This is a genomic window from Rhizobium sp. CB2179 (assembly GCF_057653455.1).
In genome coordinates, this window is sequence record NZ_JBYGKR010000002.1 from 600,774 (window position 1) to 620,007 (window position 19,234).

The 19,234-nt window shown below is 55.5% G+C and carries 17 protein-coding genes and 1 pseudogene; 9 read left to right on the forward strand and 9 right to left on the reverse strand.

The window, feature by feature from the left end; all coding sequences use genetic code 11:
* Nucleotides 1-118 precede the first annotated feature (118 nt).
* Nucleotides 119-1,066, reverse strand: coding sequence for a LysR family transcriptional regulator (locus tag AC244Q_RS26960; RefSeq protein WP_012755327.1), 948 nt, complete (start codon nt 1,064-1,066; stop codon nt 119-121).
* 234 nt (nt 1,067-1,300) lie between these two features.
* Between AC244Q_RS26960 and AC244Q_RS26965 the strand changes: the two genes are divergently transcribed.
* The 6 genes and pseudogenes from AC244Q_RS26965 to AC244Q_RS26990 all read left to right on the forward strand — a co-directional run bounded on the left by AC244Q_RS26965 (nt 1,301) and on the right by AC244Q_RS26990 (nt 7,193).
* The gene (locus AC244Q_RS26965) at nt 1,301-1,891 is read left to right on the forward strand and encodes a NodA family N-acyltransferase (protein ID WP_012755328.1); all 591 of its coding nucleotides are present in this window, start codon (nt 1,301-1,303) and stop codon (nt 1,889-1,891) included.
* Entirely contained in the window at nt 1,888-2,526 is a 639-nt protein-coding gene (gene nodB / locus AC244Q_RS26970; protein WP_012755329.1) for a chitooligosaccharide deacetylase NodB, read from the forward strand. The genes AC244Q_RS26965 and nodB overlap by 4 nt, the downstream gene beginning before the upstream one ends.
* 20 nt (nt 2,527-2,546) lie before the next feature.
* The gene (nodC, locus tag AC244Q_RS26975; RefSeq protein WP_017996986.1) at nt 2,547-3,827 is read left to right on the forward strand and encodes a chitooligosaccharide synthase NodC; all 1,281 of its coding nucleotides are present in this window, start codon (nt 2,547-2,549) and stop codon (nt 3,825-3,827) included.
* Nucleotides 3,828-3,865: 38 nt separating this feature from the next.
* Nucleotides 3,866-4,894, forward strand: a complete 1,029-nt coding sequence (nodI, locus tag AC244Q_RS26980) for a nodulation factor ABC transporter ATP-binding protein NodI (RefSeq protein WP_017996985.1) — start codon at nt 3,866-3,868, stop codon at nt 4,892-4,894.
* Entirely contained in the window at nt 4,891-5,679 is a 789-nt protein-coding gene (locus AC244Q_RS26985; protein ID WP_017996984.1) for an ABC transporter permease, read from the forward strand. The genes nodI and AC244Q_RS26985 overlap by 4 nt, the downstream gene beginning before the upstream one ends.
* A 142-nt stretch (nt 5,680-5,821) precedes the next feature.
* Nucleotides 5,822-7,193: pseudogene (locus AC244Q_RS26990) on the forward strand (AdeC/AdeK/OprM family multidrug efflux complex outer membrane factor).
* Between the two features lie 131 nt (nt 7,194-7,324).
* Here AC244Q_RS26990 and nifT read toward each other — a convergent pair.
* The 8 genes from nifT to AC244Q_RS27030 form a co-directional block, all read right to left on the reverse strand.
* Entirely contained in the window at nt 7,325-7,537 is a 213-nt protein-coding gene (gene nifT / locus AC244Q_RS26995; RefSeq protein ID WP_017996983.1) for a putative nitrogen fixation protein NifT, read from the reverse strand.
* A 183-nt stretch (nt 7,538-7,720) separates the two neighbouring features.
* Nucleotides 7,721-7,915, reverse strand: a complete 195-nt coding sequence (locus tag AC244Q_RS27000) for a 4Fe-4S binding protein (protein ID WP_017996982.1) — start codon at nt 7,913-7,915, stop codon at nt 7,721-7,723.
* 33 nt (nt 7,916-7,948) lie between these two features.
* On the reverse strand, nt 7,949-9,421 hold the full coding sequence (gene nifB, locus AC244Q_RS27005; protein WP_026157669.1) for a nitrogenase cofactor biosynthesis protein NifB: 1,473 nt from the start codon (nt 9,419-9,421) through the stop codon (nt 7,949-7,951).
* A 246-nt stretch (nt 9,422-9,667) separates the two neighbouring features.
* The gene (nifA, locus tag AC244Q_RS27010) at nt 9,668-10,750 is read right to left on the reverse strand and encodes a nif-specific transcriptional activator NifA (RefSeq protein ID WP_017996980.1); all 1,083 of its coding nucleotides are present in this window, start codon (nt 10,748-10,750) and stop codon (nt 9,668-9,670) included.
* A 194-nt stretch (nt 10,751-10,944) separates the two neighbouring features.
* Nucleotides 10,945-11,241, reverse strand: a complete 297-nt coding sequence (locus tag AC244Q_RS27015; protein WP_003563205.1) for a ferredoxin family protein — start codon at nt 11,239-11,241, stop codon at nt 10,945-10,947.
* 12 nt (nt 11,242-11,253) lie between these two features.
* The gene (locus tag AC244Q_RS27020; RefSeq protein WP_128406340.1) at nt 11,254-12,561 is read right to left on the reverse strand and encodes an NAD(P)/FAD-dependent oxidoreductase; all 1,308 of its coding nucleotides are present in this window, start codon (nt 12,559-12,561) and stop codon (nt 11,254-11,256) included.
* 10 nt (nt 12,562-12,571) lie between these two features.
* Nucleotides 12,572-13,684, reverse strand: coding sequence for an electron transfer flavoprotein subunit alpha/FixB family protein (locus AC244Q_RS27025; protein WP_017996978.1), 1,113 nt, complete (start codon nt 13,682-13,684; stop codon nt 12,572-12,574).
* Nucleotides 13,685-13,700: 16 nt separating this feature from the next.
* The gene (locus AC244Q_RS27030; RefSeq protein WP_017996977.1) at nt 13,701-14,549 is read right to left on the reverse strand and encodes an electron transfer flavoprotein subunit beta/FixA family protein; all 849 of its coding nucleotides are present in this window, start codon (nt 14,547-14,549) and stop codon (nt 13,701-13,703) included.
* A gap of 549 nt (nt 14,550-15,098) precedes the next feature.
* Here AC244Q_RS27030 and nifH point away from each other — a divergent pair.
* The 3 genes from nifH to nifK all read left to right on the forward strand — a co-directional run bounded on the left by nifH (nt 15,099) and on the right by nifK (nt 19,200).
* A complete protein-coding gene (gene nifH / locus AC244Q_RS27035) occupies nt 15,099-15,986 on the forward strand; it encodes a nitrogenase iron protein (protein ID WP_012755340.1) in 888 nt (295 codons plus the stop codon).
* 92 nt (nt 15,987-16,078) lie between these two features.
* On the forward strand, nt 16,079-17,590 hold the full coding sequence (gene nifD, locus AC244Q_RS27040; protein ID WP_017996976.1) for a nitrogenase molybdenum-iron protein alpha chain: 1,512 nt from the start codon (nt 16,079-16,081) through the stop codon (nt 17,588-17,590).
* A gap of 77 nt (nt 17,591-17,667) precedes the next feature.
* Nucleotides 17,668-19,200, forward strand: coding sequence for a nitrogenase molybdenum-iron protein subunit beta (gene nifK / locus AC244Q_RS27045; RefSeq protein WP_012755342.1), 1,533 nt, complete (start codon nt 17,668-17,670; stop codon nt 19,198-19,200).
* Nucleotides 19,201-19,234 lie beyond the last annotated feature (34 nt).

The following is a 19,234-nucleotide window of genomic DNA, read 5'->3' on the forward strand; positions in this document are numbered from 1 at the left end:
GACGTCACCTGCTCATCAAATCCATCGCGATCCTAGAAACCGTGCGGCTGGTCAACGCGTGAGGTAGGCGAGTCCCGTTTGAATTGTAGTACTTTAAGCGACGGTAGCTCGACGAGGATTAGGTCGCTCTGGCCTCTTGGGAGCATCCTTCGGCGGATGACTCAATGCGCGAAGCCTCCTCCAGTATTATGTTGCGCATCCAGATGTTGCCGGGGTCTGAATTGTGAAGCAAGGGCCACTGTAGTGCTTCTGTGAACGAAAGCGGAGGCAGGGGATGATCTACGATCTGCAGGGGAACCGTCGGTTCGAAATGTCTGACAAGTAGCAAGGGAAGGGTTGCTATCCGATTAGTCCCCTGTAGTAACATCGGGATCGAGTTGAAACCCGGGACCACTATTTCAATACGCCGCTTAAAACCGTGCTCCAGCAATAGCCATTGTTCAATGGAAGGTTTCAACGTACGTCCAAACATGGCCGCGACGTGTCCCAGCGACATGAATCGCTCGAGGGAAAGCTTCCCGCGCAGCTGCTGATTGTTAGGGCAGCCGACACATACGAGCTTGTCTTCAAACAGCTTGGCACTCGGATGAGTGGCTGACATGAACTGATCCGGAAGGATCAAAAAATCCAAGTCTCCACTCCGCAGGCGCTCCTCCGGATCATCGTTGACGTGGAGCAATTCAAAACTGACGCCGGGTGCCTCGCGCGCTACGCGCTTTATGACCTTTTCGAAGAATACCAGCGTCATGAAATCCGACAGTACGATCCTGAAGCGCCGGTCAGATTCCGCGGGGACTAGTGGATCCCACGCAATCACGGAGAGCTGAATCTGCAGTAGAGCTTCGCGAACGGCAGGGGCAAGCGCCTCGGCTCGCGGTGTCGGGACAAGTCTGCGCTGCTGCATCACAAACAGCTCGTCATTGAAGTAGGCGCGCAACCTACCGATGGCTGCGCTCATGGCTGGCTGACTGAGATTGATGCTGCGCGCTGCCGCAGTGAGCTTCCGCTCGGTCATCAAAGCATCGAGCGCCACGAGAAGGTTTAGATCCAGGCCCTTAAAACGCATATTCGATCCATGATGTAGATGATTGTGATCCAAACAATCAATTTTACCAATCTTTCGGAGTGCTTATTAGAAAGGCCGGAACTTATCAAGGCGCCAAAGCAAACTAGCGAGCGGAGGCGGATCGTATCTGTCGCAAATTGACGACGAGCGGTCCCATCTGTCCCATCAGCGTGTGCGCTTGCACCAATCTTTGCTGCTTTGGACTTGTGGCTGAGAAACGAATTGGAGCTTTGCATGTCTGCTGGAGTGCGGTGGAAAATAACTTGGGAAAATGATCTCGAACCGTCGGATCATGCGGAACTGTCTGAATTTTTCCGAGCAACGTATGGTCCGACTGGCGAATTCAATGCCAAACCTTTTGAGACTGGCCGCAGTTGGGCAGGTGCGAGGCCGGAACGCCGGGCAATTGCTTACGATTCAAAAGGCATAGCAAGTCACATGGGGTTGCTGCGTCGTTTCATAAAAGTTGGTGACACCGATTTGCTGGTCGCCGAACTTGGCTTGTATGGTGTGCGGCCGGATCTCGAGGGGCTTGGCATCCCTCACTCGATCCGCGCTTTGGCACCGGCTTTGCAGGAGCTGGCGGTGCCGTTCGCCTTCGGCACCGTCCGACATGCCATGCGGAACCACGTGGAGAGATTCTGCCGAGACGGTATCTCCAATATCGTCACGGGGGTTCGTGTACGCTCGACCCTTCCAGATGCGCTGCCGGATATGCCCTCCACGCGCACCGAAGACGTGCTCGTCCTGGTATTTCCGATAGGGCGACCGATGAGCGAGTGGCCTTCCGGATCATTGATCGAACGAAACGGCTGCGAGCTATGAAGCGGCGCGCTTATATCAGCGAAGTGCCGTGGAGCGACGATCGAAGCATCTACTTGACGTTCGACGACGGTCCCAATCCGCACTGTACTGGCCAGATCCTGGATGTGCTCGCCGAACACCGCGTACCAGCCACCTTTTTCGTCCTCGGCGCGTATGTCAAAGACCATCCGGATCTTGTCCGCCGTGTTGCGGCAGAAGGTCACTTGGTTGCCAATCACACGATGACCCACCCCGATCTTACGGCCTGTGACCCGGAGGCGATCGAACGAGAGATAAATGAGGCAAACAAAGCCATCGTCTCGGCGTGTCCCCAAGCTGCGGTTCAACATTTACGAGCGCCATACGGCGCTTGGAACGCGGATGTCCTTTCAAGATCGATGAACGCCGGACTTCGACCTGTTCACTGGTCGATAGACCCGAGAGACTGGTCCCGTCCTGGAGCCAATACTATCGTGGAGGCGGTACTCGCTGCTGCTCGGCCAGGTGCAATCGTGCTTTTGCACGACGGTTGCCCACCCGATGAGGTCGGGAACTGCAAGCTTACCGGACTGCGTGATCAAACACTTTCGGCGCTCTTGGCAATTATCCCGGCACTGCATAGCCGTGGATTCTCCCTTCGTTCACTTCCCCAGTAAAACCAAATCGACGAGAAATCATGACCTTGCTTGAAACAACCAGCATCGCCGCCGTCTCGCTTTATGGACTGCTTTCCTCCGCCTATAGGAGTGTGCAGGTCCTTCATGCTCGGCGAACTCTCAAGTCGGAAATAGCGGAAAACACCGTCGAAGAGAGCTCTTTGCCAAGCGTGGACATCATTGTGCCTTCGTTTAACGAGAGCCCGCGCATCCTGTCCGATTGCCTGGCGTCCCTAGCCAATCAGGACTATCCGGGGGTGTTGCGCGTTTATGTGGTTGACGACGGTTCCAGAAATCGCGACGCCGTGGTCTCCGAGCAGATCGTCTATGCGGACGACTCGAGATTCGAATTCATCATGCTTCCCAGGAATGTCGGAAAGCGCAAAGCGCAAATCGCTGCCATTTCCCGATCGTCCGGGGACCTGATCCTGAACGTGGATTCAGACACCACTCTCGCCTCCGACGTGGTTTCCAAACTCAGTCAGAAAATGCGCGATCCGGCGGTCGGTGCGGTGATGGGGCAGCTTGTAGCAAGCAATCAGAGCGACTCGTGGCTGACCCGATTGATCGACATGGAGTACTGGCTGGCCTGCAATGAGGAGCGCGCCGCGCAGGGCCGGTTCGGTGCCGTGATGTGTTGCTGTGGACCCTGTGCCATGTACCGCCGGTCCGCCTTCGTCTTGCTTCTTGATCAATACGAGACGCAGCTTTATCGGGGAAAGCCGAGTGACTTTGGCGAGGACCGTCATCTGACCATCCTAATGCTTAGCGCCGGCTTCCGTACCGAATATGTCCCAAGCGCTATCGCCGCAACCGTCGTTCCTGACGGTTTGGCTGCCTATCTGCGCCAGCAACTGCGTTGGGCACGGAGTACATTCCGAGATACCCTGCTTGGGCTTCACCTCCTCCGTGGCATGAATTGGTATCTGACTTTGGACGTCGTCGGGCAGAATGCCGGCCCTCTTCTGCTTGCATTGTCCGTACTGGCGGGTCTTGCACAGTTCGCCCTGACGGGTTCAGTGCCCTGGTGGACGATAGGAACGATTGGATCATTGACGCTGATACGATGCGGCGTAGCTGCTTATCGTGCCAGGCAGCTTAGATTTCTTGGTTTCTCGCTGCACACGCTCGTGAACGTCTTTCTATTACTTCCGGTGAAGGCTTATGCGCTCTGTACGTTGTCCAACAGTGATTGGCTGTCGCGCGGCTCCGGAGTCAACGCATCAGGTGCCGTTCGGAAGCAGAAGGCCTCCGAAACTCCAATGCTTGCGGCCCCCGAAGCTACTTTCAGCGGCGAATAATCGCTGTGTCGCCGCATCTTGTAAACCTTAGGAACCACATGAACGGTCAATCGGATCTACAGGCAGCTGTGGCTGAGACGCTCCGCCGCCAAAGCAACCTACCGTGCATTTCGATTTCAGAAGCAATCGCTCCCCAAGTAGGAGCGATATCTTCTATTGCGATCGAGCTCGTCGGCGTTACCAAATCATATCGTGGGAAGGCCGTAGTTGACGGATTGTCTTTCAACATTGGGTCAGGAGAATGCTTTGGCCTATTAGGCCCAAACGGCGCCGGAAAAAGCACGATCAGCCGTATGATTCTAGGAATGACGTCGCCTGATGCGGGCAACATCTCGGTGCTCGGAGTGCAGGTACCCCGGCAGGCTCGTTCGGCGCGCGCCCGTATCGGTGTCGTCTCTCAGTTCGACAATCTCGACATGGAGTTCACAGTACGGGAAAACCTGTTTGTCTACGGCCGGTACTTCCGCATGAAGACCACGGAGATCGAAGCGATCGTGCCCTCGCTGCTGGAATTTGCGCGGCTTGAAAACAAGGCAGATACGCGGGTGGCCGATCTTTCTGGAGGCATGAAGCGGCGCCTATCATTGGCGCGCGCGCTGATCAATGACCCGCAGATCCTCATACTAGATGAACCGACCACCGGCCTCGACCCGCACGCACGCCACCTGATCTGGGAGCGTTTGCGATCGCTGTTGGCGCAAGGCAAGACGATCCTTTTGACGACCCACATCATGGAAGAGGCAGAACGCCTATGTGACCGGCTGTGCGTGCTCGAAGATGGAGTTAAGATAGCCGAAGGCCGCCCCTTTGACCTGATAAAGGAGCAGATCGGCTGCCCCGTCATCGAGATCTATGGCGGAGACCCCCAGGAGCTTAGCCTTTTGATCAAGCCATACGCACGGCGCAGCGAAATCAGCGGCGAGACACTGTTCTGTTACACCCCCGACCCAGAACAAGTTCGGGCGCAACTCCGCGGACACTGGGGTCTGCGCCTCCTGGAGCGGCCGCCAAACCTAGAGGACGTCTTCTTGCGGTTAACCGGACGCGAGATGGGGAAGTACCAATGAGTGGAGATAGCGTAACGGCATTGCCGGGCGGCAGCTTGAACTGGATTGCTGTCTGGCGTCGAAATTATCTTGCATGGAAGAAGGCGGCGCTGGCGTCGCTTCTGGGTCATTTGGCCGAACCCTTGATCTACCTGTTTGGCCTTGGCGCTGGTTTGGGCGTGATGGTGGGCCGCGTTGATGGCGTTTCCTATACTGCTTTCTTGGCAGCTGGAATGGTCGCGACAAGTGCGATGACGGCTGCAACGTTTGAGACGATTTACGCAGCTTTCGGCCGGATGGAGGGTCAGCGCACTTGGGAGGCGATGCTCTACACACAGCTGAGGCTAGGCGATATCGTTCTCGGTGAGATGGCCTGGGCGGCCACGAAGGCCGCTCTGGCGGGTGCCGGCATAGGCGTGGTCGCCGCCGCTCTAGGGTACACGCAGTGGCTGTCGCTGCTATATGCGCTTCCGGTCATCGCGCTGACGGGTTTGGCCTTTGCAAGCCTTGGGATGGTCGTCACCGCCCTTGCTCCGAGCTATGATTATTTCATCTTCTATCAGACGCTTGTTATCACACCTATATTGTTCCTCTCGGGTGCCGTCTTTCCAGTCGATCAACTGCCCATTGTCTTTCAGACGGCTGCGCGATTTCTTCCTCTGTCGCATTCCATCGACCTCATACGTCCGATAATGCTCGGTCACCCCGTGGTGGATGTCTGCCTGCATGTCGGCGCACTTTGCATCTACATCGTCATCCCATTCTTTTTATCGACAGCCTTGCTGCGGCGCCGACTATTGCGCTGACGATCAGCGCACATCCGAACCGCCTATCAACTCTTTGGTTAGAGAAGCCTTTGGCCTCATCGGCGCGGTAGTTCGGGCAATGGTTGATAAATTTCCGTAAGGGCTTGTGATGCGATTTATCAGCTACACAGCAGGATAGTTTTTGCTGCTGCTCTCGGGATGCGTAGTGGGCCCGAATCATGTTCCGCCTGAAATGCATTTCCTTCGAGATTCAGCGAGGGTGGAGTCACCTCAAACGGCGACGTTACTGTGGCTGCTTGGTGGACAGCATTCAACGATCCAATGCTCACCTCTTACGTGGAACAAGGCATAAGCCAAAATTTGGATGTCCAGCAGGCGATCGAAAGGATTAATTCGGCGGCTGCTAATGTCACGATAGCTAGAGCCGGCGCACTTCCAAGTCTCACGTTGAGCGGGTCTCATACGGTAAGCGGGCAAAAGGGTGAACTCCGCAAACAGACTTACACTAGCAATACCTCCACTGGTGAGTTGTCGCTATCATGGATTCTCGACCTCTTTGGCGCCTACAAGCGCAATACTGAGAGCGCGGAGGCCGCCCTCGATTCGGCGTACGCGTCAGTAACTATGGCGAAACTCGCCTTCATAAACGATATTATATCAAGCTATGTTGACGCTCGTTATTACCAGCGGCGCTTAGCGCTTTCGCAGGCTAACCTTAAATCAAGAAGGGAGACTTTTGAGCTCACGAAGTCTAAGTTTGACGCAGGGGCCGTGGCTCGCATGGATGTTGTGCGGGCAGAGGGGCTGGTGCAATCGACGCTGGCTGAAATTCCTAGCCTTGAGGCAGCTTTCGCATCTCAGCCAATCCGATAGCGACGTTGCTTGGTAAACCCGCCGGTTCCATGGTCGAGGAGATTGCAAAAGGTTCAAATCAGCCCGCGTTTCGCGCGGATGTAAATGTTGGCATCCCTGCAGATATCATTCGAAATCGACCGGACATTCGAAAAGCCGAGCGCGATCTTGCTGACAGCACTGCGCAGATCGGGGTGGCGGAAGCGAAACTATTTCCATCTATTACGCTTTCCGGCTCTATTTCGCCATCTGGCGGCATCAACGAACGCGGGGTCTATGGGAATCTCACACCATGGTCATTTGGGCCAAGCTTGAAGCTTCCTATTCTCGACGGCGGAGGTCTGCGAGCAAATGTGGACGTAGCAAAATCCAAAGCGACGGTTTCTTACTTGAAGTGGAAATCCAGTGTGCTCAATGCCATCGAACAGGTTGAAAATGCTTTAGTAGCTATGCATCGTGAGGGGCGTACCGTGCGAGCTTTGAAGAGAGAGGTTGAGATCGCGCAAGAAACTCTGAGACTGTCAACCTTGTCTTATAAGGACGGCGCGTCTTCGCTTCTCGATTTGCTGGAAGCCCAGAGGTCCCTCTCGGTTACACAAGCCAGTCTCGCCAGAGCCGTACAGGAATGGGCAAAAGTATATGTTGTACTCAATATTGCGATCGGGAGTGGATACGACCCTGTGGCAAAGGCAGGCTTATAAGTGTCCCTGCGATTGCATAATATTTGACTTCAGAGTTAGCGACGACCGGCCGGGGCGGAGACGCAAACGTTCCGCGTTGCCTATTCGTCACCAAGTCAGTCGCGCGAAATCCGCAAGTTGGGCGTGCCGCGTCAGTCCTGATCGGGTTGCTTCATTGCCTCGACTGTGATGGGTAACCGGGTGCCCTGCGGTAGGTCAGGGAGGGCGAGCAGCCATCCATTCCTCACCAATATCAACCCGCCCCACAAGTCTTCATTCTCCACCGCAACAACCGGCTCCTCGACATCCTTTTTGGACATATAGATCGACAAGCCGACCCCATTCCTCCGGATCATTGCTTTCATGGGCTGTACCTCCTTTTACACGCATGAGATTTGCTCTGTTTCAACCCGCGCGAGGCGACGATGCTGCTACGCTCGAATACCTCCCTTAGTGAGAACTGCTGATGAGGAGGGTGCCCGCCTGCGTGAAAATGCTCCGCAGGCGAGTCTTTTTGTCGCTCTTTTCCTCGCGTTTAGTGCGGCTGCTTAGGCGGGGACGCAGGTGTTCGGCATCGGACAAATGGCCCTGCATTTGGGCGCGTCGAACTCAATCCTGCACTCCGTGCATATTTTGGGATCGACCACGAACCTGTCAATTTTGAAACTGATTGCGCCTGAGGGGCACTCAAATTCGCATGCGCCACATTGGGTGCACTGCGAGGCGATGATTTTGAAGGCCATGATTCAGCTCCTCTGGTTTAATTAAAGTGTGGGTTAAATCGCAGTTGCTAAAGCTTCGATGTGAAGCACCGCGCGATAAAGAGCGCCGATTGCCTGCTCGATATAAGAGCCGTCATAAGCGCCCGTTGCTCGAACACCTCGGCGCGCAAGCTTATTCTTGGGGCTCTTGCCGATCTCAGAACAAATCAGCACATCTAAGCCTTTGAACGCATCGATGATAGTGTTGAGGGTAGCCTCCTCCCCCCATCCACCAAGGCAGTACGGGTCGATCTTTAGGTGACCTATCAATCCGATGCCTTTTTGACAGACTGAGAAAATCTGCATTTCCTGCGGATGACCGAAATGTTCATTGACCCGGCCTCCACCTTTGGTGGTTACAGCTATAAGGAAAAGTTCGTCAGATGGAGCTGAGACCGGTGTGGCCGCGTCACTTTCTTCCAATGTTTGGCCGCGTCGCTCGCGCTCGATCAACTGGCGATAGGCATTTCGCTTGCCACTGTCGTAGGTCTCGTCAGCTGGGAGCTGGCCCAGTGTGAATTCGTGTGCGCGATCATCACTGAGCAGACCGACTGCATCGGCACGGCACTGGCGGCAATGGCGCATCACCTTCGTATTACCTTCAAGCCGGTCCCGAAGCGCGATTAGTTCAGAAGGGGCAGGGCAACGCTGACCGTTCAGACCATAGAAAGTACCATGTGAACGCTCTGAGATCAGGGGCATCACGTTGTGCATGAACGCGCCCCTGTCCTTGACCCACTTGTTAACCTCGATGAGATGCTCGTCGTTGACGCCCGGAATCATCACCGAATTGACCTTGGCGAGAATTCCGCGTTCTGTCAGCATTTCGAGCCCCAACATTTGCCTCTCATGAAGGATCCTGGACGCGTCGATGCCGTTGTAGCGGCGACCATCATAGAATATCCAGGGGTAGATCTTGGTCCCGATCCTTGGATCTACCATGTTGATGGTGATCGTTACGTGCCCGACATTCATGTCGACAAGCTCGTCGACATGTTCAGGAAGTGCGAGGCCATTGGTCGAGATGCAAAGCTTGACGTCGGGGATTTCGCGGGCGATCGGTATGAGCGTCGCTTTTGTCTTCCTCCAATCGTAGCAGGCATCGCCTGGCCCGGCGATGCCGACCACTGAAAGCTGCGGCACTTCGTTTGCCACCGCAATGGCCCTGCGCAGCGCCTGGTCGGGAGTCAGCCTATGTGATGCTACTCCTGGTCTGCTTTCGTTTGCGCAGTCGTATTTTCGATTGCAGTAGTTGCATTGAATGTTGCAGGCTGGTGCGACCGCGAGGTGCATCCGTGCGAAATAAAGATGCGCTTCCCGCGAGAAGCACGGGTGGTCTTTAATCTTTTCACGGATCGCTGGATCCATAGCATCCGGCTCTGAACTGCCACGGGACGAAGGTGCATAGTCACCGAACGTTGTTGCCTCCGACACGCGTGCGGCAGGTGCTGCGTTGGTGATCCTACACTTACTCATCCCTCTGGACATTCCGGAACTCCAATGACATTTGAAATCTCAATTCCGCGAGCAAGAGCGATGCCAGTCTGAGAAACGTCACCCTGCAAGGCCGATACGCTCTTCGATGTCCGCTTTAGACCATTTTGCTACAGGGTTTCGTTGGAGACACGACAGGGCCACTTGGCAGACCTTGTCTGGTGGGGGGGGAAGCTAGAATCGCCAGGCGTCTGTTGGGCGCGACCTGGCGAACCAGGTCTGCGCCAATGATCTCCGTTGTTAGAAGACTTTTCGTTCGATCCCGTGTCGGCGCAGAGAGTAACCGACCTGTCGCGGCGTTCGGCCAAGGAGCCGCGCAGCTTTAGCCTGAACCCATCCGGCCGTCGCCATTGCGTGTTCCAACCTCTCTTTGCCGATCAGGCCGGACTGCCCCATTATGGTTTCAGGCGCGAAGGAGGCGGCACCACCCGGCTGTCCCATTGACACCGTTTCATCTCGAGCGTGCCCATGCACTGCGCCCTTGCCAATTCGCTCGGCAACGGCCTTTTTGAGGAGCGGGGAATAGCATCGACCCTGTTCACAGGCGAGATCTTGAGGAACGATGACGTCCGAACGGGCGAGAGTTGCGGTCCTCTGTGTGCAGTTTTGCAGCTCACGAATATTGCCCGGGAACTCGCATTTTGACAGGATATCAAGCGCCGAGGGTGCGAAGCTTAACGAACGGCCGTTCTCCCTGTTGAAACGCTGGAGGAATTTTTGGGCCAAACGCGGGATGTCACCATCGCGCTGCCTGAGTGGTGGCAAAGTGATCGGTACGACATTGATCCGGTAATATAGGTCGGCTCTGAATTCTCCCGCCGCCACGGCCGTTTCAAGATTCTTATTGGTCGCGCATACCAATCTGACATTTACTTTCAATGTTCTCGTCCCACCGACACGCTCGAGTTCGCCTTCCTGCAAGACGCGCAGCAACTTGGCCTGAAACTCGGCCGAGATTTCTCCTATTTCGTCGAGCAGCAAAGTTCCACCGTGCGCCAGCTCGAACCGACCTTCTTTCTGAGAGGTAGCGCCGGTGAAGGCGCCTTTCTCGTGCCCGAACAGTTCCGATTCCAGAACGCCTGCCGACAGCGCAGCGCAATTCAACTTTACGAAGGGCTTTTCGCGGCGCGACGAGGAATCGTGTATCAGCTTTGCAAAGAATTCCTTGCCCGTGCCGCTCTCGCCTCGCAACAGGACAGGCGCGTTGCTCCTTGCGACAATCTGGGCGATTTCAAGAACCTCCTTGAGTGCGGCACTCTCGCCCACAATTTCAGCCGGCCGCACTGCAGATTTGGGCATCGTCTCATCATCTGATCCAGCCACGGGACTACTCCACTCAGCACATGGTTGAGAGTGCTTTGGGCACTCAGGACATGGAACGTCCTCCGCGCTACATATTGGACTTCGAAGGTCAACAAAAATTACAAATTGGTAGGGCGTTCCACCAGCCGGTTCGTCATTGTTTGCTTACCCTGCGTTTGCCACCGAATGGCTGTATCGACTACAGAAGAAGCTGTTCATCCAAACTTGAAGAGAACGCCGAACCCACCTCGTGGATACGTCCACTCAATGTCGCCGTCGGGTCCGCATAACACGTTGCATGTCCCGCATTCCAAGCAGCCATCGGAAACGATGATCACCTGACGTCTGTCGTTCAGCTGGTAGCATTTCGCCGGACACACTTGCGTCAAGGCGATCAGGTTTGGGGTTGGAAACAGGTGCTTCCTGACCGATATGTGTGGGCGGCCCGGGTCAACCAGATATCGGTTCTGGTAAAGCTTGTCCTCGACTCGCCGTTTAACGATGGCCTTCATCTGGATCTCCTTTTAGCGCCACGCGCGGGCGAGCCGGACTGCATCTGAAATTAATCCCCACCGGGATCGTGCTTTCGAAAAGGCGGCAGACCTGGCCTTTTCCTTGTCGATTTTCGAAGTTCCATCGACGCGGACGAAACTTTGCGCAGCTTTAGATATTAACTTTGGGTATAAAACAAACAAACTCTGGCTGTTCGCGTGGAGAAACCTTGGCATCTCTTTATGCTTGATCAGATCTTTGATGACAAAAGATGAGTCGAGCATGCTCTTGTAAAGAGCCAAGTTGCTTTTCACCATCGAGCCGCCACGATCCTGTATTTCTGCGATCGCTTTGCCCGCCAGGTAACCTGATGTCATCGCAAGGTTCGAGCCCTCGCGATGTGCGGTATTGTTCAACTGGGCAGCGTCTCCAACCGCGACCCACCCATCGCCGAACAGCTGTGGGATAGCCGTATAACCGCCTTCCGGAATGAGATGAGCAGCATACTCTTTCACCTCAGAACCGGCGATCAATGGCCGGATCGAAGGATGGTGCTTGAAGGCTTCAAGCATATCGTATGGCCTTTCCATGGCCGCGACCAAACCGGAAACGAGGCATCCTATTCCGATCGAGATGGACTCCTTGTTCGTATATAGAAAGCCAAGCCCCGGCACTCCCCGTGAAATTGTCCCGCCTGCCTCGATCACACAGCCTTCGTCTGCAGTCAGGGCGAAGCGTTCCGCGATAACGTCCTCCGGTAGGAAATGCATCTCTTTCACGGCAAGTGCCACGCTGTCCGGTTTGGGAATTTCACGCAAACGTCCTCGTGTTCCTAGGAAGCCGTTCACCCCCTCAGCAAGCACCACGACGTCGGCAAAAATGGCCTCGCCTGGTCGGTCGGTGTATACGCCTGTCACGTTGCCGCTCGAATCCTGGTTAAGTCTTGTGGCCAATGTCTCGCAGAGGACGGTGCATCCGGCCTCGCGCACCTTGGCCGAGAACCATCTATCGAATTGGGCACGGATGATCGTGTATCGGTTTGGCCGCCGTTCGTTGAAGTCATCCGACCGATAGTGAATTCCGGTGTGCGACGTGCCGTCCATGATCCAGAAGCGCTGCTCGACCAGATGCCGTTCAAGAGGCGCGTCATCGCGGAAGTCTGGAATGATTCTCTCCAGCGCGTCTGCGTACAGTATCGCTCCTTGAACGTTTTTCGAACCGGGGTATTCGCCCCGCTCCAACTGCAGCACTTTCAAACCACGCATGGCCATCGCATAAGCGGCCGCGTTACCTGACATACCCGCCCCGACCACGATCGCATCGAATTTCTCGTTCTTCATCAGCGGCACCTCAGTTTACTTGCATCGATTGGTTATGCGGCGCTAGTCGCCTGGTGAACGCCGTGGTCAGTGCCGGCAGAAGCCCAACCGCATCAGCCACAACCGCGACATGGGCGAAATCGAAGATCGGGGCGTTGCCGTCGGTGTTGATAGCAACGATCATATCAGCCCCTTCGACGCCAACCCGATGTTGGATCGCCCCTGATATTCCAGCGGCAAGATAAAGTTTGGGCCGGATCGTCTGGCCCGTTTGGCCAATCTGCCGATCAACCTCCATCCAACCTTTTTGAACCAAAGGTCGGGAGCAACCGTATTCACCGCCAATCGTCCTCGCTAGCACCATTACACGCTCCAGATTCTCGGCGGTGCCAATACCAAGCCCACCGGCGACCACGATGTCGGCATAGGCGAGGTTGATTTTTTCTAATCGCCCATCCGGAAGGAAGCCGAGAACCTTTGTGACAATCTCTTCCTCAATCATCATCAGGTCATGTCGAATGATAGGTCCAATCCCATTGGTCACGCGATTGGGAGTCGCCATGACCCGGGGCCGCACTGTCGCCATCTGCGGGCGAGAGTTGAGAGTGTAGATCGTGCACAGCAGCGAACCGCCAAATGTGGGCCTGGTGGCTGCGAGCGAGCCGTCTGCATCGACATCCAATTCGGTGCAGTCAGCCGTAAGCCCTGTTTCCAAGGTAGTTGCCACAGAACCGGCGAGGTCTCGTCCAAGCGAGGTGGCGCCGAGCAGCAGAATTTCCGGCTTATGAAGGATGACCAGGTCTGAGAGAGCTTTAGTGAAGGGCTCGTTTCGGTAGTCCGATAGCAGCGGTGATTCGACGAGATATGTGAGATCGGCCCCGTAAGCGAACGCCTCTGCAATGGCAGACCGATTCCCCAGGCCTTCCGCGGTTCCAATGACCACTCCCGCCAGTTGAACGCTCAGCTTATCGGCAAGCTTGCGCCCTTCACCAAGCAGTTCAATAGACACGGGGTGCACTTGACCTCGCTCCAGCTCGACGAAAACCCAGACGTGCCGATTGTCGCGGAAGTGTCTGGGCAATTGCTTCTTCGCGCTGGCACGACTGACGATTGGAGATTGACTTTCAGCTTCGCGGGCTTCCATTTATGCTCCTTGTTTCTCACGTGAGCCCATTCGGTTGAAAGCTCGCTTCCAATGCTGGCTGGTGCTCGAAGATCGATGCGATTATTTCGTCAGACAGCGCACCGCACTCGTCATCGTTTATCTCGATTTGGATTGCTTTCTCGGCTCGTGGGGTCGGGGCGAATACGCGCTTGACGACAGTCGGCGATCCTCTCAAGCCGCAGTTAGCTATCTCCACAATACCGGCGTCGGCGGCACGCCAGGTCGGTATTTGCGCGCGTGCGGCATGCAATGCGTCAGCGACGGAGCCGCGACGGATGGCGTTGACGCCTTCAAGGACACTGATCAAGCACGGCAGTCGGGTCTTCAGCATTTGTGTGCCGCCTTCCGAACGGCGCTCCACCGTGATCTCTCGGGCATGAAGATCGACTGAAACAATTTTCGTTACGTAGGTCAGTTGTTGCAGTTCGAGACGCCTGGCAATCCCCGGCCCCACCTGCGCTGTATCGCCGTCGATCGTCTGCTTGCCAGTAAACACGATTTCAGGCGCGTGGCGGAGACCAAGGTTCGTAATAGCTCGGGAGATAGCAAATGAAGTTGCCAGGGTGTCTGACCCGGCGAAGTGACGGTCGCTAAGGAGGATCGCTTCATCTGCCCCGTATGCCAGAGCTTTCTCCAGCGCTTGTTTTGCCATGGGCGGGCCCATGGTAAGCACAGTGACTTTACCCCCATACCGGTCACGTAGTTCAAGAGCTTCTTCCAAGGCGAAAAGATCGTAAGGATTGATGATTGTCGGCACGCCTTGGCGCATGATCGTGTTCGTAACCGGATGAACCCGGATCTGTGCGGAGTCAGGCACTTGCTTTATGCAGACCACGATATTCATGCTGTCTTTGGCTCCAACCGAATGTAGCTTTTGTGTCTCGGTCGGTCCTAGCACTCGTCGTGCCAAGCCGACTGCGCGGAGTTTGGCTGGCGGATTTCGGGGGGATTCGGCTTGGCTGGTAGTCGCAATGCGACAGCTTTGTCAGGTTTGCGACACAGGTCGCTGCATGCGCTTGGCAAGATTTTTAACCGCAACCGACTTCGCTAGAGCACCGCGCCGCTTTCCATTGCCAGCATTTACAGCAAGCGCAGCTCACTCGACCGAGAATTGTAGCGCATTGAAGCCGACCCACTGCTTTCTCTTCAGGAGCAACATGACATGTGTGCGACATTGTCGTCTCCTTTGTCGACATAGTGACACGTCTTAGGATTCTTCGGTCTGGTATTTTAACCCTGTAAGTGTTTGCGGCAGCACCAAATTCCGTTCTGCCACATCAATCCACCCAGTCTGGCACGACGCTTGAAAATTGTCCTCGGGCCGCGACGGAACCAGCCGCGTCCGATGTCGCGGCATCACCTCGGTCGGTTGGAACACGAAAAGGAAGCAATAATGGCTGCTCTGCGTCAGATCGCGTTTTACGGAAAGGGAGGCATTGGCAAATCCACTACATCCCAGAATACGCTCGCTGCCCTTGTCGAACTTGGGCAGAAAATCCTCATCGTCGGCTGCGACCCAAAGGCTGATTCGACGCGATTGATCCTGAACTCCAAAGCGCAGGGCACTGTTCTGGATCTAGCCGCAACGAAGGGTTCAGTCGAAGATCTGGAACTCGGCGACGTGCTCAAAACTGGCTACGGCGGCATCAAGTGTGTGGAGTCGGGCGGCCCTGAACCTGGCGTCGGCTGCGCCGGACGGGGCGTCATCACATCGATCAACTTCCTGGAAGAAAACGGCGCCTACGACGACGTCGACTACGTCTCCTATGACGTGCTCGGAGACGTGGTGTGCGGGGGCTTTGCTATGCCCATTCGCGAGAACAAGGCTCAGGAAATTTACATCGTCATGTCCGGTGAGATGATGGCCTTGTATGCTGCAAACAACATTGCAAGGGGCATCCTCAAATATGCCAGCGCCGGAAGCGTGCGGCTTGGCGGTCTGATCTGTAATGAGCGGCAGACCGATCGAGAATTAGACCTCGCGGAAGCGCTGGCCGCCAAGCTCAATTCCAAGCTCATTCACTTCGTGCCACGCGACAACATTGTCCAGCACGCGGAGCTTAGAAAGATGACCGTGATCCAATACGCGCCACGCTCCAAACAGGCGGCGGAATATCGATGGCTGGCCGAGAAGATCCACTCCAACTCGGGAAAGGGCACTATCCCTACTCCGATAACAATGGAGGAGCTGGAGGACATGCTGCTCGACTTCGGCATCATGAAGTCAGACGAGCAGATGCTTGAAGAACTTCTCACGAAAGAGATGCAGGCGACATCCTAGAGATAGTCGGAACGGATGACGCACCGCGTTGATCGACAAACCATGCCTCCTTGCCGAGGCTCCATGCGAACCTTCGAGAGAGGAAAGGCCCTATGAGCCTCGACTACGAGAACGACGGTGATTTCAACTCCAGGCTTATAGATGCGGTACTCTCCCAGTATCCGGATAAGACGGCTAAGCGCCGCAAAAAGCACCTTGGCGTCGCGAAGGGCCGAGAGGCAGCCGAGCAGGGCTCCGATGCGCTTTGCGAGACCGGGGTGAAATCCAACATCAAGTCCATTCCGGGCGTGATGACTGTTCGCGGCTGCGCTTATGCCGGCTCGAAGGGTGTCGTGTGGGGCCCGATCAAGGATATGGTCCATATATCACATGGGCCTGTCGGTTGTGGGCACTATTCCTGGTCGCAACGCCGCAACTATTACGTCGGTCTGACGGGTGTCGAAGCCTTTGTCACCATGCAATTCACGTCTGACTTTCAAGAAAAGGATATTGTTTTTGGTGGCGACAAAAAGCTCGAGAAGCTCATCGATGAAGTTGAGCAACTGTTTCCACTGAACAACGGTGTCAGCTTGCAGTCAGAGTGTCCAATCGGATTGATCGGCGACGATATTGAAGCTGTGGCGCGCAAGAAGGCCAAGGAGCACAACAAAACGATCGTGCCGGTGCGATGCGAAGGGTTTCGTGGAGTGTCGCAATCGCTTGGCCATCATATCGCCAATGACGCGATACGCGACTGGGTTTTCGATAAGAAAGACACCCACTACGAGGCCAGCTTTTTCGACGTTAACGTAATAGGTGACTACAATATCGGCGGCGATGCGTGGGCTTCCCGCATTCTGCTGGAGGACATGGGGTTGCGGGTGGTCGGCAACTGGTCGGGAGATGCCACACTCGCGGAGGTGGAGCGTGCGCCAAAAGCGACGCTCAACCTTATTCACTGCTACCGGTCCATGAACTACATCGCTCGGCATATGGAGGAAAAGTACGGCATTCCCTGGATGGAGTACAACTTTTTCGGTCCTTCCCAGATCGAAGTTTCTTTGCGCAATATCGCCGCATTTTTCGGGCCGGAGACCCAAGATAGGGCCGAAGCACTCATCACCAGATACCAACCCCTCGTCCAGGCGGTGACGGAGAAATACCGTCCGCGCCTCGACGGCAAAACTGTGATGCTCTACGTTGGCGGATTGCGTCCCCGCCATGTCATCACCGCCTATGAGGATCTCGGAATGGAGATCGTTGGCACGGGCTACGAATTTGGCCATGGCGACGATTACGAGCGCACCAGCCACTATGTCAAAAAAGGTACGCTTATCTACGATGATGTGACCGGCTACGAGCTCGAGAACTTCGTCGAGGCCATTCGCCCGGACCTAGTAGGCTCGGGCATCAAGGAAAAATATCCGGTTCAAAAAATGGGCATACCGTTTCGCCAGATGCATTCTTGGGACTATTCGGGTCCGTATCATGGTTATGACGGCTTCGCCATCTTTGCCAGAGACATGGATCTTGCCATCAACAATCCGATCTGGGGCCTCTACGACGCGCCATGGAAAGAAGCGCACTGCAGCCATGCCTGCAGTTGCGGCGGACAAGACGAATAGTCTCTGCCGAGCGACAAGATGTAACAGGTCTCCCAAGGGCCACGCAGCCGCATTCGCGGCAAAAAAGGATGAAAACTATGCCGCAATCGGCCGAGACTGTTCTCGATCATGCTCCTCTGTTCTGCGAGCCGGAATACAGGAAAATGTTCGCCCGTAAGAAGTTGACGTTCGAATGTCCACATCCGGATAAGGTCGTCTCTGCTCAAAGCAAATTCACCGAGACATGGGAATATCGAGAAAAGAACCTGGCCCGCGAGGCCCTTGTCGTAAACCCGGCGAAGGCCTGCCAGCCGCTGGGCGCCGTTTTCGCAGCCGCTGGTTTCGAGCGGACGATGTCATTTGTCCACGGCAGTCAAGGCTGCGTCGCGTACTACCGCTCGCACCTGTCACGCCATTTCAAGGAACCCTCGTCGGCAGTTTCATCTTCGATGACAGAGGATGCGGCCGTGTTTGGCGGCTTGAAAAATATGATCGACGGGCTCGCCAACACCTATAAGCTTTACGATCCCAAGATGATTGCGGTCTCGACGACTTGCATGGCCGAGGTCATTGGGGATGATCTTCACGGCTTCATTGAAAACGCCAAAAATGAAGGCTCCGTTCCGGTCGATTTCGACGTGCCCTTCGCCCATACCCCAGCCTTCGTCGGCAGCCATGTCGATGGTTACGACAGCATGGTCAAAGGCATTCTCGAAAATTTCTGGAAGAGCACTGAACGTGTGCCGACGCCAGCACTCGTCAACATTATTCCAGGCTTCGATGGCTTCTGCGTCGGCAACAACCGAGAAATCAAGCGCCTGCTCGACACGATGGGAGTCGCCTACGTTTTCCTTCAAGACGCCTCGGACCAGTTCGACACACCTTCCGACGGCGAGTACCGCATGTATGACGGAGGGACAAAGATCGAGGACGTGAAGGCAGCCAAACATGCGGAGGCGACAATATCGCTGCAGCACTACAATACGCGCAAGACGTTGGACTATTGTCGCGAGCTTGGTCAGACGACTGCCTCGTTCCACTACCCGCTGGGCATTGCGGGCACGGACGAATTCCTGATGAAGATATCCGAGCTTTCCAAGAGGGAAATTCCCGAATCTATCGATCGTGATCGAGGTCGATTGATAGATGCCATGGCCGACAGTCAATCTTGGTTGCATGGCAAGAAATACGGAATCTACGGCGACCCGGACTTCGTATACTCAATGGCGCGCTTTGTCATGGAAACCGGTGGTCAGCCTACACATTGCCTTGCCACCAACGGCACCGCAGCCTGGGAAGCGGAGATGAAGGAATTGCTCGCGTCCTCTCCCTTCGGAGGAGGTGCGCAGGTGTGGGCTGGCAAAGACCTGTGGGCAATGCGCTCGCTTCTTTTGACGGAACCAGTGGATCTGCTGATCGGCAATTCCTACGGCAAGTATCTCGAGCGTGACACCGACACGCCACTGGTTCGGCTTACGTTTCCGATTTTCGACCGCCATCATCATCATCGCTTTCCTCTCATGGGCTACCAAGGCGGATTGCGTCTTCTGACGGTCATTCTCGACAAGATCTTCGACGAGCTTGATCAGGAGACCATGTGGGAGGGCGTTTCGTACGACCTCACGCGCTAAATGCTTGGCCGGCGTCGGCCGGCCATCCCGCCAC